The organism is Paenibacillus sp. Z3-2 (genome assembly GCF_054161325.1).
Genome location: NZ_CP096397.1, coordinates 1395015 through 1419188, shown reverse-complemented (window position 1 = coordinate 1419188; position 24174 = coordinate 1395015). Strand labels below are relative to the sequence as shown.

General features: G+C 45.8%; 23 protein-coding genes. 5 read left to right on the top strand and 18 right to left on the bottom strand.

Translation table 11 applies throughout. The annotated features are described in order from the left end of the window. Positions 1–137 precede the first annotated feature (137 nt). From ku to ligD, 4 genes are all read left to right on the top strand, one after another. Entirely contained in the window at positions 138–1049 is a 912-nt protein-coding gene (gene ku, locus M1D71_RS06075; protein ID WP_458125697.1) for a non-homologous end joining protein Ku, read from the top strand. 315 nt (positions 1050–1364) lie between these two features. After that, positions 1365–2234: a VOC family protein gene (locus M1D71_RS06070; protein ID WP_458125696.1), complete on the top strand. Its 870-nt coding sequence runs from the start codon at positions 1365–1367 to the stop codon at positions 2232–2234. A gap of 243 nt (positions 2235–2477) precedes the next feature. After that, the gene (locus tag M1D71_RS06065; protein WP_458125695.1) at positions 2478–3428 is read left to right on the top strand and encodes an ATP-dependent DNA ligase; all 951 of its coding nucleotides are present in this window, start codon (positions 2478–2480) and stop codon (positions 3426–3428) included. Positions 3429–3465: 37 nt separating this feature from the next. Further along, the gene (ligD, locus tag M1D71_RS06060) at positions 3466–4356 is read left to right on the top strand and encodes a non-homologous end-joining DNA ligase (protein WP_458125694.1); all 891 of its coding nucleotides are present in this window, start codon (positions 3466–3468) and stop codon (positions 4354–4356) included. A gap of 55 nt (positions 4357–4411) precedes the next feature. On the opposite strand, the gene M1D71_RS06055 is transcribed toward ligD, so the two are convergent. Further along, complete coding sequence (locus M1D71_RS06055; protein WP_458125693.1) at positions 4412–5320, bottom strand: YitT family protein; 909 nt, start codon at positions 5318–5320, stop codon at positions 4412–4414. A 349-nt stretch (positions 5321–5669) separates the two neighbouring features. Continuing rightward, on the bottom strand, positions 5670–7109 hold the full coding sequence (gene cls, locus M1D71_RS06050) for a cardiolipin synthase (RefSeq protein WP_458125692.1): 1440 nt from the start codon (positions 7107–7109) through the stop codon (positions 5670–5672). Between the two features lie 366 nt (positions 7110–7475). Between cls and M1D71_RS06045 the strand changes: the two genes are divergently transcribed. Then, a complete protein-coding gene (locus M1D71_RS06045) occupies positions 7476–8822 on the top strand; it encodes a hemolysin family protein (RefSeq protein WP_458125691.1) in 1347 nt (448 codons plus the stop codon). Between the two features lie 135 nt (positions 8823–8957). Here the strand turns inward: M1D71_RS06045 and M1D71_RS06040 are convergent, their stop codons facing one another. The 16 genes from M1D71_RS06040 to M1D71_RS05965 form a co-directional block, all read right to left on the bottom strand. Next, complete coding sequence (locus M1D71_RS06040) at positions 8958–9161, bottom strand: hypothetical protein (protein ID WP_458125690.1); 204 nt, start codon at positions 9159–9161, stop codon at positions 8958–8960. After that, a complete protein-coding gene (locus tag M1D71_RS06035; protein ID WP_458127181.1) occupies positions 9146–9250 on the bottom strand; it encodes a hypothetical protein in 105 nt (34 codons plus the stop codon). The genes M1D71_RS06040 and M1D71_RS06035 overlap by 16 nt, the downstream gene beginning before the upstream one ends. A gap of 93 nt (positions 9251–9343) precedes the next feature. Further along, positions 9344–10444, bottom strand: a complete 1101-nt coding sequence (locus M1D71_RS06030) for a DUF1648 domain-containing protein (protein WP_458125689.1) — start codon at positions 10442–10444, stop codon at positions 9344–9346. 24 nt (positions 10445–10468) lie between these two features. Beyond that, entirely contained in the window at positions 10469–10864 is a 396-nt protein-coding gene (locus M1D71_RS06025) for a GntR family transcriptional regulator (protein WP_458125688.1), read from the bottom strand. A gap of 222 nt (positions 10865–11086) precedes the next feature. Beyond that, entirely contained in the window at positions 11087–12160 is a 1074-nt protein-coding gene (locus tag M1D71_RS06020; protein WP_458125687.1) for an AI-2E family transporter, read from the bottom strand. A gap of 297 nt (positions 12161–12457) precedes the next feature. After that, positions 12458–13249, bottom strand: a complete 792-nt coding sequence (locus M1D71_RS06015; protein WP_458125686.1) for an ABC transporter permease — start codon at positions 13247–13249, stop codon at positions 12458–12460. Next, positions 13242–14150, bottom strand: coding sequence for an ABC transporter ATP-binding protein (locus tag M1D71_RS06010; protein ID WP_458125685.1), 909 nt, complete (start codon positions 14148–14150; stop codon positions 13242–13244). Before M1D71_RS06010 ends, M1D71_RS06015 begins: the two co-directional genes overlap by 8 nt. A gap of 32 nt (positions 14151–14182) precedes the next feature. After that, complete coding sequence (locus M1D71_RS06005; protein ID WP_143760279.1) at positions 14183–14434, bottom strand: hypothetical protein; 252 nt, start codon at positions 14432–14434, stop codon at positions 14183–14185. A 281-nt stretch (positions 14435–14715) separates the two neighbouring features. After that, positions 14716–15237: a hypothetical protein gene (locus M1D71_RS06000; protein WP_458125684.1), complete on the bottom strand. Its 522-nt coding sequence runs from the start codon at positions 15235–15237 to the stop codon at positions 14716–14718. Positions 15238–15327: 90 nt separating this feature from the next. Continuing rightward, a complete protein-coding gene (locus tag M1D71_RS05995; protein WP_458125683.1) occupies positions 15328–15891 on the bottom strand; it encodes a VanZ family protein in 564 nt (187 codons plus the stop codon). A gap of 31 nt (positions 15892–15922) precedes the next feature. Then, positions 15923–18082 (bottom strand): WD40/YVTN/BNR-like repeat-containing protein, encoded by a 2160-nt coding sequence (locus M1D71_RS05990; RefSeq protein ID WP_458125682.1) that lies wholly within the window; start codon positions 18080–18082, stop codon positions 15923–15925. A gap of 21 nt (positions 18083–18103) precedes the next feature. Next, the gene (locus M1D71_RS05985; RefSeq protein ID WP_458125681.1) at positions 18104–19024 is read right to left on the bottom strand and encodes an LCP family glycopolymer transferase; all 921 of its coding nucleotides are present in this window, start codon (positions 19022–19024) and stop codon (positions 18104–18106) included. A 14-nt stretch (positions 19025–19038) separates the two neighbouring features. After that, positions 19039–20370, bottom strand: coding sequence for a UDP-glucose dehydrogenase family protein (locus M1D71_RS05980; protein WP_458125680.1), 1332 nt, complete (start codon positions 20368–20370; stop codon positions 19039–19041). A gap of 32 nt (positions 20371–20402) precedes the next feature. Further along, positions 20403–21785, bottom strand: coding sequence for a sugar phosphate nucleotidyltransferase (locus M1D71_RS05975; protein WP_458125679.1), 1383 nt, complete (start codon positions 21783–21785; stop codon positions 20403–20405). Next, on the bottom strand, positions 21782–22810 hold the full coding sequence (locus M1D71_RS05970) for a polysaccharide pyruvyl transferase family protein (RefSeq protein ID WP_458125678.1): 1029 nt from the start codon (positions 22808–22810) through the stop codon (positions 21782–21784). The genes M1D71_RS05975 and M1D71_RS05970 overlap by 4 nt, the downstream gene beginning before the upstream one ends. Then, entirely contained in the window at positions 22797–24173 is a 1377-nt protein-coding gene (locus M1D71_RS05965) for a lipopolysaccharide biosynthesis protein (RefSeq protein ID WP_458125677.1), read from the bottom strand. Before M1D71_RS05965 ends, M1D71_RS05970 begins: the two co-directional genes overlap by 14 nt. Between the last annotated feature and the right edge of the window lies 1 nt (position 24174).

Sequence of the window (24174 nt, the reverse complement as noted above, 5' to 3'; positions counted from 1 at the left end):
TGTTTCGAAAGGAAACATACTTCGTAAGCCTCCCGCTTATTTCGGCTGAATTTCATATTCGATGCTGATCATGTCACCAGGCATGATTCGTAATCAAAAGCGGAATTTTTGAACAACCTTTCGAAAGGAGCCGTCCTATGCATACCGTCTGGAAAGGTGCAATCAGTTTTGGCCTTGTGCATGTCCCTGTCAAAATGTTCTCGGCTACCGAAGACAAAGACATCTCCATGCGCTACATCCATAAAGTCTGCGGCAGTCCGCTCGCTTATGTTCGTCAATGTCCCTCCTGTGAAGTGGATGTGAAGTGGGAAGAGATCACCAAAGGCTATGAATATGAAAAGGGAAAGTTCGTACTTTTCGAGAAAGAAGAATTGGAAGCGTTAAATGATTCCACCGGCAAAACCATTACCATTCTCGATTTTGTGGACTTAAATGAGATTGACCCGATTTATTTCCAAAAAACATATTATCTGTCGCCCGATCAAGCTGGAGGTAATGCCTATCAGTTGCTAATGAATGCCATGAGAGATACAGGCAAAATTGGCATAGCTAAAATTTCCATTCGCTCGAAGAGCAGTCTCGCTGCCATACGTGTGCTGGAAGATTGCCTGTCCATGGAGACCATTTTCTATCCGGACGAGATTCGTCCTGTCTCCCAGGTGCCAAACCTGCCAGAAGTGCAGAATGTGAATGAGAAGGAACTCACGATGGCAAAGCTGCTGATTGACCAACTGTCCACGCCTTTTGAACCCGGTAAATACACCGATGACTATCGCAGCAAACTGCTGGATCTTATTCAGCACAAAGTGGCAGGCGAAGAAATCAAGATTGCTCCAGCCAAACCTGAAGCCAATGTGATGGACTTGATGGCAGCATTGCAGGCAAGCATTGAGGCTGTGAAGCCCATTCCAGCTGACCCTGGGACAACAACCGCCAAGCCCAAGAAACGTGCCCCGCGAAAAGCACCTGCTCAAGCTGTTGCCGGGGGAGAATCCGATGCACCTGCTCCAGCCAAAAGAAAAAAGGCCACACCCAAACCAAAAGTTTGATTGTCGCTTAGGCAAGAACGAACCGTTATATGCCATGTAATGAGTTCAACACAGGTCCGGCTTCGCAGTCGGATTTTTTTTGTTTCACGGAACTAATCAGAACAATTCTTGTCAATAAAACATCAGCTATATTTGCAAATACGATTGACGAAAGGTGATTTATATTTTATATTAACTTATGAAAAGTAACTTATTTATGAATATACAGTTAACCTGCACTTTCACTTCAGTCAAGTGCAATCCAACAATCCAATTTCAACTCATATACGAACCAAAGGATTAGCCATATTATCTAATAATCAGGAGGAAACAACCATGAATACTGCATATCAAATCCCTGCCACGACCCATCTGGGTGAAGTGAGTCTACGAATTATGAACCTTGACCGTTCGATCCAGTTTTATACCGATGTGGTTGGCTTGAAATTGCTGGAGCGGAGTGGCAAAGTAGCTACATTGACAGCCGACGGAAAACAGTCTCTGCTGCGATTGGAAGAATTGACGGATGGAATTACCCTGCCTGAACGCTCACACGCTGGCTTGTATCATTTCGCCATCCTGCTGCCGGACCGTAAGTCTCTGGGTCTCGCTCTTCGTAATCTGGCTGCATCCGGTATTGAGATTGGGCAAGGCGATCACCTCGTCAGTGAAGCCTTCTATATCTCCGATCCCGACCAGAACGGGATTGAGATCTATGCTGACCGGGCACGAGATACCTGGAAACGGGATAGCGACAATAATTACGTGATGGCAAGTGATCCTGTAGATGTAGAAAGTCTGTTTGCCCTATCGGAGAATGAACCTTGGCAGGGGCTGCCTGCTGGCACAGTCATTGGTCACGTACATTTCCATGTCCGTAGCCTGGAAGAGTCACGCAACTTCTACACCGGTGTACTTGGTTTCGATATCGTGGGCAACTTCGCCAACATGTCTGCGCTGTTTGTTTCCGCAGGCGGTTATCATCACCATCTGGGACTCAACATCTGGGCAGGATCGAATGCACCTGTCAATCCGGATAACGCTACAGGAATTGACTACTTCACCATTGTTTACGCCACAAAGGAAGAAGTTGAACAGGCACTTGAACAATTGCGTCAATCCGGCGCAACCGTTACACAAGTGGAGGATACCTGGTTTACAGTAGATCCACAGAACATCCGTGTACGTCTAACAACTGCGAATTGATTTTTTTAGCACACACTATCATTATGAATAATTTCATAACACAAGCCCGAGTACCTGATTTCTCCACATCACAGAGAGATCGGGTACCTGGGCTTTTTAATTCGCTTTTTATAAGACTGTCCACATTAGTGCATCCTAACGACTACTCCGACAAGTTAGATTAAAAAATATGGATAATCGAAAAGACGTATGATGTATAGGCTGTCCGCTTCTCTAATGCTCCGGACGAGAAAGGAGTTCTCCATGTTCAAACCGTTGATTCCATTCGAACCCATATCCCGGGATACCTTACCCACAGGACCGCAATGGATTGCCCAGGTCAAGTGGGATGGCGTTCGCATGCTTGCCTATGAGGACGGGCAGGAGCTGCGCCTGGTGAACCGCAGATTACATGAACGAACCGCACAATATCCCGAACTGGTAACACCACGTAATCTATGCTCCGGTTCCTCGTATATTCTGGATGGAGAAGTGATTGCACTGGACCCGGACACCGGAAAACCTTCTTTTTATCATGTTCTGCGGCGGGATCGTATGAGCAGACCCGAAGGCATCGCCCAAGCCGTACATCAGATTCCGGTTACTTATATGGTATTTGATATCCTGTTCTATGAGGGGAAGTGGGTCACAGATCAGCCATTGGCCGATCGACAACGTCTGTTGCACGAGGTTCTCAACGCTGCTCCACATGTTCAAGAGGTGACGAATACAATTGATGCGGCTTCCCTGCTTACGGTCATGAGACAGCACCAGATGGAAGGAATCGTCTGCAAGGATCTAACAAGCAGCTATGGCATTCAAGGCAAGGATCAGCGCTGGCAGAAGGTCAAAATCATGCATGATGTATATGCCATGATCGGGGGTGTCACTTACCGGAGCGGTATCGTGAATGCCGTTGCGATTGGTGTATATGATGGGCCTGATTTTGTCTATATTGGTCATGTCGGGACTGGCAAACTCAATTCCAATACTTGGCGGGAACTGACGCATCAGATCGCACCTCTGATCAGGCAGGACAGGCCATTCCATAATATACCCGAGCGCAGTGCGGAGACTACCTGGGTTGAACCACGAATAGGTGTAAAAGTTCAATATATGGAACTGACACATCATCGCACATTGCGTCATCCCAGTATTCAGACCTTCGCAGATGTAACCCGCGAGGATTGCCTGGCGAACCAGCTTCTTCCATGATGAAGAGATCAATTACACATATAGGAGGTGTTCTGTTATGCCCCCCAAGATCCAAGGAACCATCATAATAGAAGGCACTGAGCTAACGGTCACGAACCCGGACAAGCTGTTATGGCCGGATGCGGGTGTCACCAAAGCCATTTATCTGCAAAAGCTGGCTGCCCTGGCTCCGTATCTGCTCACGTATACAAGCAATCGACTGCTCACCACCATAAGGTATCCTCACGGCGCTGGAGGGACATTTTTCTATCAAAAGAATGCCCCTGAGCCTATCCCGGATTATGTTCGGACTGAAGTACATGACGGTATCCGCTATGTGGTCATGAATGGACTACCCGAATTATTATGGCTTGGCAATCTGGCTGCACTTGAATTCCATCCTTCCCTGCATGCGATCGGAAGCACTCTGCCCTGTGAATGGATGATTGATCTGGACCCCTCTCAGGAACATGAACCCCGGATCATGCAAGCTACACTCATCGTTGGCGAAACCCTGACTTCCCTTGGTCTGCGGTCCATTCCCAAAACTTCAGGCGCAACAGGCGTTCAGATCATCGTTCCGATTATTCAAGGTGTAACCTTTGATGAATTGCGGGATATCGGTTATTTTGTAGGCAAATATGTCACCCAGAAGCACCCGGATCTGTTCACACTGGAACGACTCAAAAAGGACCGTGGAGACCGGATTTATTTTGACTACCTCCAGCATTACGGTGGCAAAACCCTGGCAGCTCCTTATACGCCACGTGCCAAATCCGGCGCCACTGTCTCTACTCCACTGACCTGGGATGAAGTTCGTAAGAATGTCTCCATTCAGGATTATCATCTGATGAACATTATTGAACGACTGAATACAACAGGAGATTTGATCGCAGCAGTAGACCCCCAACCCGTTGAGCATATCCTCAAACACTTGAAGAAAAAATAGCCGACACCCTCATGACAAGGGTCTCGGCTATTATTATTCACGCGTATGAACATTGCTAATGGATACCTTTTTTCTTGAAACGTCCGCCCTTCACATCATGAATGTTACCGATAGCCACAAAGGCTTGCGGGTCCCAATCTTCAACGATGGTCTTCAGCTTCGCTTCTTCCAGTCGGGTAATCACGACAAAAATGATCTTCTTCTCGTCCCCGCTGAATCCGCCCTCTCCATCGAGGAAAGTTACACCACGACCAAGACGGTCTGTCAGGGCTGAGCCGATATCACGATACTTCTCACTAATGATCCATACCGATTTGGACTGGTCAAGTCCTTCATTCACGATATCAATCATCTTCATCGCAATGTAATATGCAATCATGGAATACAGAGCATTCGGCCAGCCGAATACAAATCCTGCTCCTGCGAAAATAAATACGTTAATAAACAATACGATCTGCCCTACAGACAATGGTGATTTCTCACTAAGCAGGATGGCCACGATCTCCGTACCGTCCAGCGAACCACCAGAACGAATCACGAGTCCAACCCCCACACCCAGGATCAATCCGCCGAACACAGCTCCGAGCAATGGCTCCCCTGGTGTTAATGCAGGCACGCGGTGCAACAATGCAGTCCCTATGGACATCACCACGATTCCGAGCAGGGTTGATAACGCAAATGTTTTACCAATCTGTTTGTAACCCAGAATCAGGAATGGCAAGTTAAGCAAGGTCAGGAATATTCCGAGTGGCAGATGCGTTAGCTCTGACACCATAATCGAAATCCCTGTAATTCCCCCATCAATGACGCCATTGGGCACAAGGAATATTTCAAGTGATACAGCCATCAGTGCAGCACCAATCAGAATCATCACAATACGTTGCAGCAACTTTAATGTAAACACCGAGCTTTTGACGCCCCGGTCAGGCTTGGATGTCAGTTCTTTAACCGTTACATTGGACATGGTATCCCCCCCGTTGGATCAGTATGTGAATCCATTTCATAAATCATTTAAATACTCCACGGGGAACTTATCATATAGAGATCAAAAAATGATTCTATACGTACCCTGTCAGTACGAGCACAAGCACCTAAAGGCTATATGAAATGGATTCAAGATTGTCTTAATTCCGGTTTACACTTTCAAAAGAGAGCAAAAGGGAGCCTGTTTTCCCGCAGACTCCCCTCCTTCGCCAAGACATGATTTATATATCTATTATATCATAAAGGATCAAAATTGAGCAAAATAGTTAGCAAAAAGAAGATAAATTCACAAAAAGTGAACTTATCTTCAGAAATCTGGCCTAAATCGGCTAAAGAAGCGGAGAAAGCATCCGAGAAAGTATTTCTGCCCCTTTTTGCCGTCGTGAACGGCCCTGAAAAACCTTTAGGTCGATCTTGCTGGATACTGAAAGATCACGTTCAAAATCCGCCACCAGCCGATCCATCGAGGAGGACTCAAATAGTACGGCTGTCAGTTCAAAGTTGCAGAAAAAACTGCGCATATCCATATTGGCTGTCCCTACGCTGGCGAGCAGTTCATCCACAATCATGACCTTGGCGTGTATGAATCCTTTTCGATACTGATAAAACTCTACCCCTGCCAGAAGCAATTCCTCCACGTAGGAGACGGATGCGAGATGAACAAGACGTGAATCAGACTGGTATGGAATAATAATTTTAACGTCTACACCGCTGACAGCTGCAGTTTTGAGTGCTTCGTACAGTGCTGGATCCGGAATAAAATAAGGGCTCGTAATATAGATACGATCACAGGCTACGGAGATGGCACCGAAACACATTTCCTGAATGGCATCCCAGTCCTGATCAGGCCCACTGGCCAGGATCTGAATTCGCTCCTGGCCACTGCATATATGCGGCGGAAAGAGATCTATCAGTTGGGATTTAGTAATCTGCTCACCCGAAGCCAGCTTCCAGTCGTTCAAAAATGTGTTTTGCAGGAAATATACAGCGTCGCCTTCAAGCTGCACATGTGTATCCCGCCAGAACCCTACCTTCGAGTATTTCCCAAGGTAATCATCCCCCACATTAATGCCGCCCACGAATCCAACCTTTCCATCCACGACAATAATTTTACGGTGATTCCGGTAATTGACCCTTCGATCAATCGTGGCAATCATTGGTGGGAGAAAGTAATGGAATTCAACTCCAGCGTCCTGGAGTTCACGAATAAACCCTCTGCTCATTTTGTGGCTCCCCAATCCATCACAGATAAACCGGACCCTGACTCCCTCCTGTGCCTTGCGGATCATAACTTTCTGAAACTTGGTACTGATGGCATCATCCCGAAAGATGTAAAATTCCACATGCAAATGATGCTTCGCCTTCTCCATCTCCTTCAGCATGGCTGGGAAGGCCTCTCTGCCATTGGTTAGCACTCGGCTTCGACTGCATCCCGTTATAGGACTTTCCGACAGATGGGACAACAGATTGAATAACCGCTGTTGGTGCAGAAAGCGATTCTCAGGCATGTCTGTTGCCTTTTCCACAATGTGAGCCTGTTCCCAAATGGTTTCCCGAATCTCTCTGAAAATTCTCGACCCTGCTTTACGAACCTTTTTTCGTTTGTTAAAGTCTTGTGCCACAAAGTAATACACAACAAAACCAATTGGAGGTACACAAAACAATATAAATAGCCAGGCCACTGCTTTTGACGGATTCCTGAACTCCAGGATTAAAATGGTGGCTGCCTGAAAAATGAATATGATTAATATGATGACCAGCCAAAACATTCGGCTTCCCCCTTGGTGACAATCTCTTCGTTTTCCTCACTTACACAGCTTTGACGATTAAACCTACAGCTAATCATAGATACCCAATGTAAGCCCTGTTCGTAACGTTTACTTAGATAAAACTTTACATAAGCACGCGGAATACTTGATTCTGGTAATCGTAATTTCTACTCCTTGGTTGTATATTCTGACTGTGTTCCCTTCTACATATCAAATTAATGATGGAACAGAACCGCATGGTAACAGCAATCTGCTCAATCTAGCTTCCAGACTCTTCCTCTTTTCTTTGTCGGGAGGTGGCCTTCTTACGTAAAATTAGATATAATACTCGTTAAAAACTTATTACCTAAAGGAGAAGAGCAGTGAATGGAAAGTGAGAGGTATGCGTTAAATTTAGTATTGGTTGCGTTTTTGATAGGACTTTCGGCGTTTTTTGTTGCAGTGGAATTCGCTCTGGTGCGGGTTCGACCGAGCCGGATCGACCAAATGATTGCAGAAGGAAACAAGCGTGCGCTGGCTGTTAAACAAGCCGTTGCCAATCTGGACGGATATTTGTCCGCCTGCCAGCTTGGAATCACGATCACATCTCTGGGACTGGGTTGGCTGGGTGAACCGACGGTAGAGAAGATTCTCCACCCTGTGTTTGAAAGCATGCAAATTCCTGAGGCGGTTTCTTCATTCTTATCGTTTGTTATCGCGTTTGCTTCCATCACGTATCTGCATGTTGTGGTTGGTGAACTCGCTCCAAAAACGATTGCAATCCGGAAAGCCGAGACTGTTGCACTGCTGACGTCTACACCTATCATCTGGTTTAACCGAATTATGTATCCTTTTATCTGGCTGTTAAACGGCTCAGCGAACCAACTGGTGAAACTGTTCGGAATCAAACCTGCTTCCGAGCATGAAGATGCACACTCCGAAGAAGAGTTGCAGATCATTATTAATGAAAGCTTTGAAAGTGGTAAAATCAACCAAGCTGAGTTCGGTTATGTAAGCCGGATCTTTGCTTTTGATGAGATGCTAGCCAAAGAAATTATGGTACCCCGGACCGATATGGTCTGCCTTTATGTGAATAGAACGAACGAGGAAAACCTGGAGATCATTCGTGAAGAGCAATATACCCGTTTTCCAGTAGTTAATGAGAGTAAGGACGATATTATCGGTATCATTAATACGAAGCAATTCTTCCTGGAACTTTACGGAAATGATGAACCTGTCGATCTGTCTTCCCTGATTCAGCCTGTATCTGCTGTTCACGAAACAACTCCTGTGAAGGACTTGCTCAAGAAAATGCAGAAGGATGGCGTACACATCGCCGTGCTGGTCGACGAATATGGAGGAACTTCCGGAATTGTAACCATCGAGGATGTACTTGAGCAGATTGTTGGTGAGATCCGCGACGAGTTCGACGCAGACGAAGTGGAGGATATCCAGGTCATCAATGAGAACTATGTCATTATGGATGGCAAGGTTTCCTTATCGAAGGTAAACGACATGTTCATGTCCAGCCTGGATGCAGATGAGTGGGATACCATTGGCGGATGGCTCTATAGCCATCGTCCCGAGATGAACGAACAGGAAGAATATGAGTTCGAGAATCTGATCTTTGTTTTGCTGGAAAAAGACAAGAATCGGTTCTACAAAGTGGCCGTTGTTCCCAAGGAACCACTGACCATGTCTGACTACACCGATGAAGATGAGAAAAAGGCATAGTTGGGCTAAATAAAGCAACTTTATATATAAGAAAGAAGAGCACTTGCCTACATCGGTAAGTGCTCTTCTTATTATATCTAGACCCATCGGTCACTTCTCCATGTTATCATTCAACCAAGAATGGAACTCCCGTTTTTACTTTGATTTTAATACCCACTTCGCAATATCATCGATAATGGCTTTGGAGACATTAGATGGCTCAGCGTACTCTTGACCGATTGAAAGTCCATCATAGCTGGATAAAAGATGATTTACCTTTGGATAGCTATTGTACGTTACATTGGAATGACCTTGAAGAGCCGATTTCCAGTTTTGGAACTGATTCATAGACACTTGCACATCATTTTCGCCTGTTTCTCTCCTACCTTAACTACAATAGTAAGCTCATTTTTTCGTATTGTGATCTGTCCTGTTTTTTGCCAAGATATCTCAGCCCCATTCTTTTCTGCAATCTCACGAATAGGAACTGGATTTACCAGCGGTTTCTTCAGCAGCTGCTGGGTTGGATGTCACCGGCAGAATCAGACATACAAAACTATACTTATAACGGCAATAGCAATGATGAATAACAACAGGACCCAAGATAGTGGACGAGCGAAGTTAATCGTCCAGCCTATTCCAGAACGCTTTTCTATGGTTAAAGAAGGATCATTGGCATTGAAGTAAATAAACCCAAGCTTCCAATAATCATCGTCATTCACAGGCTGTTCCTTAGATCGTTCGTGATCCTCTTGTTGATTACGAATTTTCCCACCGCCTTGTCTGCCGGTGAGAGACAGCCATACAACACCTAACACGATCACCACAGGCGTGATGAAGCTAATAGCTGTTAACAAGACCAGATTAGGGACGAACATATTGATCTGAATGAAGGCAAATAAAATGGTAAGAAGTACGCCTGTTACAAGCGTAAATAGGGACCATTTACGGCGGAATTGAATATTATCAGCAGCAAATTTGGCAGGATTAGATGCAGTAAGCTGTTGTTTGCTTGTTTTAATACTCCAGTTCACCAACACCATAAGTGCAATGATTCCTAGCTGTACAAGATTAATAGCCAGTACCGAAAGGTAGGTTTTAGGCACACTGGAAGTGACATTGCCCTGAAGATCATATTTTATTGGAATGACGTTAGGTAGTGCCTTATAATTCAGGATCGAAATAATCGCAATGGCTACAATAATAGCAATGTGAATGAGGAACCAATAGTTGGAATAGGTGAGCTTATTTTGGCGGAAGTTGGTATCAATTTTAACTCTTTGAGGTGCTTCTACAGTTGTAAGTGTTCCCTTTATCTTTTTCATCTTGAAATGAAATAATATATTCAGGGCTGCCCAGTACACAATGAAGATCATTGTGCACACGCCGGTGATCATTGCGGTAGACTCTTCATTAGCAGATCGGAGTAAATACAGACAGACAAGGATAACCATCCCGCTTCCGATCAGACTTACTGTAGCAAATGTACTCCGTAGCTTACGTAAGATTGGAGTGTAGTAATTAGATTCACTTACCGTAACCCCAAAGCTAATTGTTTCCCTTGTCACATATGGTGCAAAGGATAGAAGTAAGGCTAATGGAGCAAAGATTAAGATGACAGGTAATATACTAAATAGTTGCATACATAACACACTCCCTTGATTCGCTTATTCTTTGTTGTGACCCATCTTTACATCATCATAAATTTGGTCTAACACCGCAGATAGTTCTTCTTTGGTCATTCCGCGACATATCGCTTCGGCAATAATCGGTCTTAATTCGCTTTGCTGCTTTTTCAAAAAATCATCCGTTAAATCAGGCATTCCATCAGGGTTTACTACGACTCCCTTTTGTCTATGAACTAGAATGTATCCATCTTGCTTGAGTAGTGTATAAGCCTTGTTGACCGTATGAAGGTTAACTCCAATATCTGCTGCCAAATTCCGTACCGAAGGTAGCGCCTCACCTAGCTGTAACTCACCACTAGCAATGCCTTCGATAATTTGATAAACAAGCTGCGAATAGATGGGAAGTTCGGACTGCATATCCAGTTGAATAATCAAGAGTTCACCTTCTTTCTTGTCATCTGTTATATATCAAGTATAACAGATGTAACACGAGTGAGCAATAAGTATGAACATAAAAATAAAGCCGCATATCAATTGCGAGGGCAAGTTACCTGACCCTTCACCATTGAGATGCGGCTTATCCTGATGAGCTTATCTATGTGATTCAAGAGCAAACATTAGTGGAGACACATGACAGAGTTGTATTTCAGATTCAATTCAAAGTTCAGTCTTATCCTCGACAATCCGATAATGGACTCTGCGAACTATAATTTTCAGGATCATATATAGCGGGATAACGATAATCATGCCCAGAATATTCCCCAGATCGGCACCTACGAGGAGCAAGATAACGGTAGTCAGTGGATGAATATCGAGCTGCTTGCCATAGACGTAAGGTGAGATCAGGTTATCCTGAATTTGCTGTGCGATCACAATAATGACCAGTGACCAGATCGCCATCGAAGGTGATTCAATAAACGCGACAATGACAACCGGGATAGCTGCCAGCAAAGCCCCCACATAAGGAATGAAGTTTAGGATAATGGATACGACGGTCAGCAGCAACGCATACGGCAAACCTAAGATGAGAAAACCGATGTACATCAGAATCCCCAGGGCTACATTAACAATAACCCGGCCGACGATATAACTGCTTAGTGCTTCATCGATCTCATGGACGGTTTCTTCTCCATCCTTGCGATAATGTCTCGGCAATAACAAGGTTAGATTCGTCCCAAACTTGCTTCCCTCCTTGAGCATGTAATAGAGCATGATCGGGAACGTTGCCAGGATAATAACCAGATTGGATACCACCGAGAATAACCCGGAGACATAATCGGTGACCTGAGTGATTCCTTGGCTCAGATAATCCGATAATTGCGCGAACAGATCGGAGTCCTTCGGCAGATACTTGGAGACAAAACGATTATTCTCAAGTCCAGCCAACTGATCGCTGAGCGAAGCAACCAACGCTGGAGCATTCTCCACAAAATTCATCAGTTGTTCACGTAAGGAAGGCCATACGAGCACACTGAAACCTGCAAGCATTAATGCAATCACGACATAAATAATCAGAACCGACAATGCACGTTTGATCTTATGCCTTTCCATATAATCGACGAGCGGGCGCAGCAGATAATAGAAAAAACCAGCAATCAGTAGCGGAATGATGATGATGTGAATCAGTGAGGTCAAGGGTCTGAAAATAAAGTTTACTTTATCCCCCAGATACACGATGAGCAGCAGCAGAATAATCGCTGTGCATATGCGGTAGAACTTGTTATTTATCAAGAAACGTGATCCCTCCATGCGCTGCTCTGCCAAAGTGACTGCGGCGGTGATATGTATATCTAGTCATTTACTTATGAGAGCTTTTTTCATAAATCCCCTGAGCGTCTTCCAATCAGCAAGATAAAGATCGAAATGATCCTATTCATCTATATCTTGTACCCGTGAGCGGTGAAATTCGAATTATGAAAAACGCTACTGATACTAAGTACCCTTAAATGACAGTCATGCCACAGCCGATTCTGAATATACACTTTTTTCTTCACAAAGCAGAATGGGAACAAAAAAAAGAAGCAGGCGTTAGCCTGCCACATCTCTTTTGCTGAATACTACCCAGGAAATCACCATGAAAATAACATAATACACGGCCAAAACTGCAATGGAGAAACCAAGCGTCATTCCTGCACTCGAGCCACCCATTAGCGCAAAATCCGCCCCGGAGGTCATGTATTTGCTAAGATCCATATTGTTGAATAGAACATACTTGGCCCACTCATAACGGTCTGGATTGAATATGAGTGAGAAGATACTTTGTGAGAACATAATGAATAGGGATAATCCAATCGCAAGTGCGCCTGAACGAAATACGGAGGACACCATGAACGCAATCGCAAGCGTAATGAACAGATCAACGTACAGATATCCCCATAGCGTCAGAGCATTCGTAGCCGGACTACTGCTTCCACCCGGAGCATCATGCGAGAAAAGAATATAGGACGTTAACATCGCCATCACGATGACCAGCAATGTACTCAAAATGCTAAAGCCAATTACAGTCAGGTATTTGGAAGCGAGAACTTTGCTTCGTGACCATGGACGGATTAGCAATAGCTTAATGGTGCCCCAGGTGAATTCGCCTGCGACCGATTCCGCTGCAATCACGACACAGAAGATCGTGTTCAGGAAAAACGTAATCTGGATGGTCGTCACAGCCGCTTCCCAGTATAAGACTTCATTGGACCCCATTCCTTCTCGAAGTAACACTGGCATTAACAGCGAGATCAGCGCCAGAATCGATAACATGATCCAGGTACGAGGACGACGGAAAATTTTCATATTTTCATTCAATATCAGATTACCGAAACTACCCAATGCCTCCACCCCCAGTTACTTGCAAGAATTGTTCTTCCAGGGTGTGAGTCACGTTACGAATACCGTATACCTGAAACCCTTCGCTAACCAGCTTGGCATTGATATCTGGAATCTGCTCACGAGACACCCGCATCACCAGGACATTGTCCTGTACGGTAGCACCCTGAATCAGATCCGCAGCGCGGTCAGCATCATTCAGCTCAAAAGCAACTTCGATTAATGCATCCGAACCGGCTTCAGCCCGAAGGTTTCTTACATCAATCAACTTGCCGTTCTGGATGATGGCCACGGTATCACACATCAGTTCCATCTCCGACAACAGATGGCTGGATACGAAGACCGTAAGACCTTCCTCTTGGGTAAGCTGACGCAAATAATCTCTCAGTTCCCGTATGCCCTGGGGGTCCAGACCATTGGTCGGCTCATCCAGAACAAGCAGCTTCGGTTTATGTAATATCGCTTGTGCGACACCCAGACGCTGGCGCATACCCAGGGAGTAGGTTTTGACCTTATCATGAATCCGAGCCGTAAGCCCCACTCGTTCAATCGTTTCCGCAATCCGTTCTTTCGTAACTCCCGGCGACATGCGGGCAAAGTGAACGAGATTCTGGTACCCGGTCAGAAACTTGTACATCTCCGGATTTTCCACAATGGCTCCTACCTGGGCTACCGCCTGTTCAAACTCATCCTTCACACTGTGACCCGAGATCAAAATGTCACCTTTACTGATGGACATCAGTCCAACCATCATTCGAATCGTCGTTGTTTTCCCCGCACCATTAGGTCCTAAAAAACCAAAAACCTGCCCCGGAGAAATATCCAGAGTCAGGTCGCTGACCAATGATCGGGAGGATATGATTTTGCTGACGCCCTGAATCCGGACGACCGGCTCCTGCTGCATTCAATCCCCTCCTTCATGGACGAGCATATACTTCATGCCCGTTTCTCATATGAACATAGTGTATCATAATCTTTAGTATATTGTCCCGCAAACTGGGATTTCCCCTGACGTTTCGCTTCAACTACACACGCTTCACAGCATCCAAGCGGCATTTCACTCCGGTAGAATCCGGTGCGAAATACGTGATTGCCTCCATTGCCCTCTTCCTTCATTTCGACAGAGCTTCTAGTGACCGACACAATCATCCCACAACTGACACAGTAAAAGCGGCCCGTTTCGATCAATAATATTCCTTCCCCTCACAAGGAGCTTAGAAGTCCCTGTTATTTGTCGTTAGACGCTGAAAATTGATACATTTTGTATCTACCTCGTAATTTACTTGACACCGGGACTAATGTCAAGACTTAAAGCCCTGAAATGATGTAAAATACAAAAAAAGCTCTATAAATGCGACAAAAGTCTCGCATTTATAGAGCTTTGTGTTAGGTAAATGATACAATTTGGTTCAATGTATGTGTGAATATTTATATCCCGTAGTTCCAGTTGCTTTCACGATAATGTTTCATCATTCACTGTTATTTTCCTTCGGGGTATCCTCATTCTTTGAATTTGGATAATACCAGAGTAAGCTCCACTCATCTCCATCCTCTACCAGATAACAGGTCTGCACAATATCGAATTGCCCAAAGGTGCCTGAGTACATCTGAGTAACCCGGATTTTGTAGGCTTCGGAGAATGGCTTCACGCCATCCACTACCGTTACATCAAACTCACGCTCCGGCTCTTCCATCTCCAGTTCAAAGGTTTCCACGCCAAAATGCTGCATGAATATATGTGCTCGGTTCTGTACATATGCGCTCTTTGGAAACCGCTCTTTCATCAGGGGATGAAACAATTCCCACGAACTGCCGAAGTCACCCGACTGTTCATATTTGTAAAACTCTTCGGCAATAGCAGCAGCTTCATCCGGTGTATCTGCCCGAAATAAATACGGAATGGTTCTGCCGATCAACCATAGCAATATCAAAACGATTGCTATGAAGCCTATCTTTTTGAGCAAAACATTCCTATTCCTTTTTCGTAGCATGTCTCCACCCTCCTTGTCCTACTCCATACCACTTTATGATGGATAGCAGACAAGTAGAAGCGGGTTCTGAAGACAGCATTTCCTGGGAAATCACTTATCGTAAACCGAATCACGTCTTCCCCTTCTGATCCTGCGGGTGATGGACAGAAGCGAAGCATATATGGCAATCCCACAGCAACCGCCAAGCAAGTCCACTCCAACATCACGTATCGAGCTTGTCCGATTTGGACTGAACTGCTGAATATACTCATCAATGGATGCGATGATAAGTACCACAGCAAGAGCAGCAACAATACAAGTCATGATACGGATTCTCCTGTATCGCAGCCCGCCATACACAAGCATGGCGAGCACAGCGTATACAAATAGATGCGCACTTTTGCGAAAGATGAACTCTGCAAAATCATACGGCCGCTGCTTCAGGGAATACTCATACTCCCCATATGTGAATTGGATATCAGGAAGTACGAAGCCAATCTGTACTTTTTGGGACCATTTATGAAGCCAGGGCTGAATGTCCTGCTGCTGAGAGGATTGGGTAGACATGGACCAGATGACCAGTATCCAGATCACAATCAGCAACAGAGCTATAAGAAATCCGTACGTTCTTCGAACATGCCTTTGTCTCGTGCGCCTGGAACCCTCCTCCATCATATTATTCATCACCACTTTCATATCTCTTTCTTTATTCTAATGAACCGACATACACCCCTCTGCCATTCGTACCTACATATACCTGGCCATAGATTTGACGGTCTGCCGCCATAATTTGCGGTTCATTGCCAAGTCCAATTCCAGCACCTGTAGGACCTATATTGTTCCAGGTTACCCCCATATCATCTGAACGGAAGAATCCATTCACATTATTTACGGTGCCATATACATAGACGGCTGGAACCAATTTGCCTGGCTGAGCCTTTCCAAAAGCAAATAATTTGGAATTCTGTACGCTCTGGATCTTGGAAAATGTATTTCCCGAGTTCGTCGATGCATATAGTCCATCGGTTCCCAAACTTACCCATACGGCATTCGCCACACCAGGTGCAGCCTCGACTTTAATGGAGCTCTTATTGATATCCGTATTAACAGGAAGGCGAACCGCATTGGCTTTGTACCAGTTGGCACCTGCATCCGTTGAGCGATACATATAACCAGCAGCATACATATAAAATTTATATCCATTGATGCGATCGGCAGCCAGTGGATGATTATAGGCGAAAACCATATTCCCCCCGATAGCCTGAAAAGGGGCACCGTTCATATTTTGCCATGTTGCGCCACGATTCGTGCTTCTGACCGGATTACCGGTCTGGGGGTAATAAACAATTACATTCGGATTGATGGCCGAGTAGGCGACCCTCCCCAGCTTGGAGCCAGCCGGAACATTCATTGGAGTTACGGTAACTCCGTTATTGGAAGAGACAAATAAACGTGTGGTGGTACCATACCAGTCGCTGCTTCCCAGAAATATCATGTAATTCGGATTTGCTTCATGATAGTCAATACTTACAATTTCTCGCATACCCGCGAGCGGGATTTTATTGAGAGGAACATCGGATACATTCTCATGTCTAAATCCGATCTGATCGGTTAAACCGCTAAAAAATGAAACACCTTGAGGCGGTGTGGATGCAGTCAGCGCAACGACTTCTTCATGACCATCGGTAATAGCTTCCCATGTACTCGCAGTACTTCCAGTCAATCCATTTGTACCATTGATGTTGTCTGTCTTGTATACGCCAAACCAGTCTGTAGCATATACGGTGCCCGGGTTATGTGGGTCAAACTTGATACTGGATGTCGCTGAGAAAAACATGTTGGGTGTCCACCATGACGGTTTGGATACCAGCGTTTTGCTCACTGTTGTCCAACTCTGTCCGCCATTAACGGAACGATACAGTGGCAGATTATCTCCGCCTGTTCGAACGGCTGCCAGGATGTGATTATCATTATTGGGATCAATCGTGATTCCATAATAAGATGAGTAACTGGAGCTGGGTGTTATATTCGTCCACTGCACACCGTTGAACTTGTAGACGCCTTGATTATCAGTGGTCACATACAACGTCCCGTTTTTCGCCACAGTCATGCGTGCAGGATATTCGGGACTTCTCCCGGTAAGTTGCCAGGTGGTCTGCCCATTGCTTCTTGGTGCTTTGCTATACACACCAATGCCGCGAACCCCTGCATACACAACTTGACCTTGCTTTGTCACGGGATTCAATCCATAAGCTACACTCCGTATTCCTTCACCGGACAGCCCGCTCGGTACATCCCATACCTTGCTCCACGTTGCTGCACCGTCACTGGAGGTGTACAATCCATCATATCGTGTACCCACGTGCAGGTAATTGGAGTTCGTGGGATTGACGGCGATGCTCTCTCCCATGGCTCGATGGATATTTCCATTCGATTCATTCCGAAGATTGAGTCCGGTTCGAATCCATGTTTCTCCTCGATCTGTGGATTTCAGAATATCGCTCGGCCCCACGTTCCCGTACTTCCCAGCAGCGATATACACGATATTGGGGTTTTGCTGATCCAGCGCAATTCCATCCACGCCGTACAGATTGCTGTCTTCATCTCCAAAATGATCCAGTAGTGGAACCCAATCTCCTGAAGTTACATCCAGTCGGTAAGCTCCTCCAACATCAGTTCGAGCGTAAACCAGATCAGGCTCAGTCGGATGAATGACCACCCCCGTAACGTACCCCCCACCACCAATAGGTATATTATTCCATTGATAGCTTTGAGCTGATTGAACATAATTGGTACTTGCGGGTATCATGAGCATATACATTAGTAGCACAATCAGGGACAATTTCATTAGCCTGGAGATACGCATCTGGTTCACCGCCCTATCCGATCATTTTGAATGTTCTTCAATCATCTGATGTATCCTGTCTCTTTCCGACTGTTCCACGATATAGTAATACACTCCGTCTATTTTCTTGCCCGTGCCTTTAATCTCGACGGATTCAATATGTTCCAGTACCGAACGATAATTGGAGAACATTTGCTTCATCTCATCAAAGGTAACGTCCGTTCTGACGTGAGCACTGACTTCGTCCAGCAACGTCTCCAGTTGCAACACGTTGGATACCTGGACCGTATTCTTCAGCACTTGTTTGATGATCTCCCGCTGGCGGTCATTCCGCCCGAGATCTCCCTTCGGATCATCATAACGCATCCGCGAAAATCCCAAAGCAGCTTCACCATCCAGATGAATATTCCCTTGCTCGAACCGATAACCCTCATAGTCAAATGCGAACGGGTTATTCACATTCACTCCACCCACCATGTCGATGACTTGTGCAAAGCCCTCCATATTCACTTTCATGTAGTAGTGTATGGGAACATTGAGTAATTGTTCCACTGTTTGCACAGCCATGTTAACACCACCAAAAGCGTAAGCATGATTGATCTTATCCTCTGAACCATATCCTACAATACTTGTTCTGGTATCCCGGGGGATATTAAACATGAGTACAGATTGTTTCGCAGGGTTGACACTCAATACAATCATGGTATCGGAGCGCCCCCGATCATTGGAACGCTCATCCACACCCAGGATCAAAGCATTAAAAGGCTCTTCATTCTCCATATCCACAGGGAAATCTCCCCCGCCCCTCTGGTCGACAATGGATACCTGTTTGATAGGTTCCCGGGGTTCATACATTTGATCCGCCGCTGATTTAACATGCAGATACAGATACACAGAATATCCAATCATAACGACTGCAACAAGGGAAATCGCACCTAATGTTATTTTGATCCCGCGTCTCATGGTATAGGCCTCCGTCAGATGACTGCCGTTTTTCTTCCATCAATATTGGTTAGACCCGGACGACCAACAGAGTAGTATTGGAAGGACGTATCTTTGATCTGATCTTCTCCGTAGATGTTTCTTCCATCAATCAGGATGGGCTGATTCATATGTGCTGCCAACTCAGTCAGATTAACCTCCATGAACTCTTTCCATTCGGTCAGAACACAGAGTGCATCTGCGCCTTCCGCCGCGTTCATAGCACGCTCTTTCCACGTAATGGATGGGGAATCCACCTCTTTGCGGAAGTTCTCGGTAGCGATGGGATCATACGCCCGAATCACTGCCCCCTGCTCAAGCAAACGCTGAATGATCTCAATCGCTGGAGCATCACGAACGTCATCGGTATCCGGTTTGAAAGCGAGCCCCCAGATGGCAATCTCCTTCCCTTCGAGTGAGCCTAGTGCGTCTTCCAGTTTTCGAATTACGTTGAAGCGTTGATCTTTATTCACTTCGACCACAGACTTCAGCAGTTTGAAGTCATAATCCACATTACCTGCAATTTGAATCAGAGCCTGTGTATCCTTTGGGAAACAGGACCCTCCATAACCAATGCCTGCCTTGAGAAAGGAAGCACCGATTCGTCTGTCATATCCCATGCCTTCGGCAACGCGGCTGACATCTGCACCTACTTTTTCACAGATATTAGAGATTTCGTTGATAAATGAGATCTTGGTCGCCAGGAAAGCATTGGATGCATATTTAATCATTTCTGCCGAGCGGATATCCGTAACGATAATCTGATCGGTTAATGGCTGATGCAGCTCCTTCAGTGTGGCAACCGCCCGTTCGCTATGTGTCCCAATGACTATTCGGTCAGGATAGAGTGTATCCTGCACAGCGGTACCTTCTCGCAGGAACTCAGGTACCGATGCCATGTCGAACGGATGATTCGTCAAACTGCTGATCCATTCCTGAATGCGATCGTTGGTTCCGACAGGAACAGTGCTTTTAGTCATTATTATTTTATAATTATCCATATAAGAACCAATTTCTCGCGCGACAAGCTCAATAAAACTCAGATTCGCTTCGCCATTCGGTAGAGATGGCGTTCCTACCGCGATGATAATGATATCCGAACGACTGATCGCATCCTGAATGTTCGTGGTGAAGGATAGCCTTCCTGCTTTCATATTCGCATTCATGATGTCCTTCAGACCCGGTTCATAGATCGGAACTTGACCATCCGTCAACATGTTCACTTTTTCCACATTATTGTCGACACAGATCACGTTATTTCCCAGTTCTGAGAAGCAAACGCCCGATACCAAACCCACATACCCTGTGCCAATCACCGTAATATTCATTCCCTAATCTCCCCCATGTCCTAATGTGTTGGTTACGCGTGTTTCACATATGTCTGAACAATGTCCTGCCATTCGATAGACACTCTAACGATATCTTCCTCAATCAGCTGGCTGCCGATCTGTACTTCGATGATCTCAAGTTCCGTAACTGCTCTGACGGAATGAAGCTTACTCCGGTCAATGATCACCGTATCTCCCTGCCCGATCATTCGGCTCTGCCCATCCAGGATCAATTCCCCTGTTCCCGATACAACCGTCCATACCTCATTGCGGAGCAGATGATATTGATAACTCAGGTTTTTCCCGGCACTGATGCAGATTCGTTTGGTGAGAACTTCGCCGCCGGCTTCGTTTCTTGTATAATCCAGCACTCGGTAGCAACCCCACCTGCGCTCCTCATACATGGGGCGTTGATCCTCGTTCTTCAAGATTTCCTTGATCCGTGGACTAGCTTCTTTGTCACTGACCAGAATGCCGTCCGGACTCACGGCTACCACCACATTCGACAAGCCCAATATCGCAACTGGAATGTTCAGTTCATTGACCAGGTGTGTATTCAGGGAATCTCCCGTAATCCACCCTTTTCCTACCACCGAGGTTCCCATCTCTTCCGTGAGCGTGTTCCATGTACCTAGATCTTTCCAGAATCCGTTATAAGGGATGGCAATAATCTGATTCGCCTTCTCGACAACCTGGTAATCAAAGCTGATCTTGTTCAATCTTCCGTATTGCTTCAGCATTTCGTCATACTGTATGGGCAGTTCCATCTCAATGAGCAGATTAATCAAATAACCCAGCTTAAAGGCAAAAACCCCGCAATTCCATAATGCGGCCTGCTCAATCATGAGGGCCGCATCGGATTCGCAGGGTTTTTCCTGGAACTTCGCTACGTTCACGTATTCATTGTTATTTTCTTTGGAAGATACAGGCTGCGGAATGATATATCCGTACTTCTCAGACGGATACGTCGGCACGACCCCCATCAAGGCCAAATCAGCACCAGACTTATCAAGTATCTCCGGCAAGGTCGCCAGAACCTCAAAGAACTCTTTTTCAACAAAAGGATCTACTGGCAAGACTGCAATGGTCTCATTCAGACTTACACTCTCTACGGAATACAGATAGGAGGCCGCGAGTGCAATGGCAGGAAACGTATCTCTGCGCTCAGGTTCCACGACCAGTCTTACATCGTCTCCCAGCTGAGAAGTCAGAATCTCCACCTGTGGCAAACTGGTCGCGATAAGCGCCTGTGATGCAAGTCCGGCATGATTCAGCTGTCGCCATACCCGCTGTACCATGGATTCCGAATTCCCTTCAGGCCCATGAAGTACTTTAAGAAACTGCTTGGATCTGGAATCGTTAGATAACGGCCAGAGACGCTTGCCAGAACCGCCGGATAACAGAATACTTCTCATAGGGCTGCACCATCCGACAGCACAACCGTACTCGCTCCCTTGCCGGTCTCGGTTGGCTTGCTATATGTGCTGGTCTGATTGGACTCCAATCTGCCTGCCGGATTGTTCTTCGTCCAGGCCGCATAATAATTCGAGTTCTTGCCATACGAATTATCCAGCAGAATGTTCGGTTGATCCAGGAGACAAGCCAGAATATGTCCATGCAGACGGGATGTCGTGATGGTTTGGTATTTATTGAATTCCTTAATGGCCGTATGTACCATCCGATCAGAGTATTTGTACCACAACCAGCGGGCGAAAGAACTGCCTTTCCCTGACTTCAACCGGGATGTAATCATGCGAATGATCTTGCGGTCTACCCGGTTGTACAATGTCTCCCAGTCTTTAAACGTGGCCTTGGGTCCACTGACGGATTCGTAATGCACCTGATTCTGAGTCTTCTCAATGTCTTTACGGAAGAAATACAACATCTCTGCACTAGGCTGGCTCTTGGACTTAAGAGGCCACAACTGATGCGCCATATCCGGAGAAAGGTACACATTCGTTTGTTGAAACTCTTTACTGGCTATCTCATAAGATAATGTGTCCCTGACAAAAAAGTGCACATCCTTATGACGATTGAATACTTGGGCTGTCTTTTTCAATTCAATATCACTCTTGTAAAACATCGTCTGAGGCAGAATCACGATCCGGTGATTCGGATGTTGGGCAATCATTCGTTCTCTCAATTTCTGATGGGCAGGGTACAGATCACCAAAGTTACCTCCCCCGTGCAACACAATCGTGATACCTTCCGGAACCTTAAGAGACAAAGGGCAATCCAGAATGCTGTATCTGGCACGTACATGAATATCATGATCTCGGAAGAACGCTTCAGTACCTTTCATGATCAACAAGTCTCCACCATTGCTGTGCACCGGGTAATCCAGATAATAGATCTCGGTACGCGGTGGAATGACCTTCAAAATCTGACGTAAATGTCCCTTCAACTCTTCCATCGGATGAATATTGTTAGTGCCCAGCATCTCCATCTCCTCCTTGGGTGACTCTTCTTCTTTTTTTGTTTAACCGTTCATAGAGAAACGGCAGATCTTCCTTGTCATAGAACATGGCGGCAAACTTCACCTTGAATACGATCTTCATGGCAGCCACAGTAACCACCATTCGCACAATGGAACCGATCAGCAAAGCAACCGCAATTCCGTTGAGCCCCCATAACGGGGTGAACACGAAGAATAAGGCCACCGTCACCGAGAGTGCAATAAGTTGTCTGATCATCACAAGCCCTGGTCGACCAAGTGCATTGAAGGCGGATGCCAGAATCCAGGAGCCACCACCAATGATGCATTCAACTGCCAAAATATAAAATGCCACGCTCGCTTCCAAAAATTCGGATCCAAACAGAATGCCCATCAGGTAGTTCCCCACAAACATGGTCGGTATAACAATGATCATCATGACCATAAGCGAGATGCGGAAGGCTCTGCCGACCGTTCGAATAATCTGCTCTTGGGGCAATCCGGTCACTTTTGGGAAAACAACATTGCTAATCGCCGTTTGAACTGCATTGTAGATTCGGGACAGCGCAAATACGACAGAATACAATCCAAAATCACGCGGGGTGAGCAAAGCCAAAATAATGATTTTGTCGAACTGGGTATACAATGTTCCTAGTAATTCAACGCCATACACCTTGCTGCCATAACCGAAAAGCTTCTTGGCCGAACTCTGGTCCACCCGATCCTTGAACCATCTCAGTCTTAATTCATTACGGTTGGCATAGATAGCCCACGCCACCACTGAGAAGCTCGTTACAAAATAGATTGCAGCCGCGAGCTGAATGCTCAGCATGCCCAGGCCCCATAACACAAAAAGCCCGCCTACATTAAACAGGGGGATCATTAACCGGATACCGTTATATACAGCGAACTTCTCCCGACTCTGCGAGAGGGCTGATATGAGATTGATGACTATGAGTACAGGAACCGTAGCAATCGTATACCATCTGGATATCTGCACAACCTCTGGCGGAAAGCTGGAGAGCCAGAACGGTAATCCGAACCAGGCAATTATACCAATGATGATGCATACCGGAACTTGAAAAAGAAAGCTTAGCCGAACATACTGCGCACTCTTCTCGGTTGCGCTCTGTTTGATGTTATAAATGATAGAAGTTGGCAGTCCGAAACCGACCAATCCAGTTAAAAGCGCCGGCCAGAACAGGATGGCCGAGAATGCACCCTTTCCCTCTACGCCGAACATGCGTGACGTCAAAATGGAAGACAGCATCGTCAGTGTCATGACGAGCAGATTGGTTCCACTTGTCTGAAATATGGCACTCATTAAGCCGTTTCCTCTGAATACTTTGCGAAGTGCAACTTGCGCCATA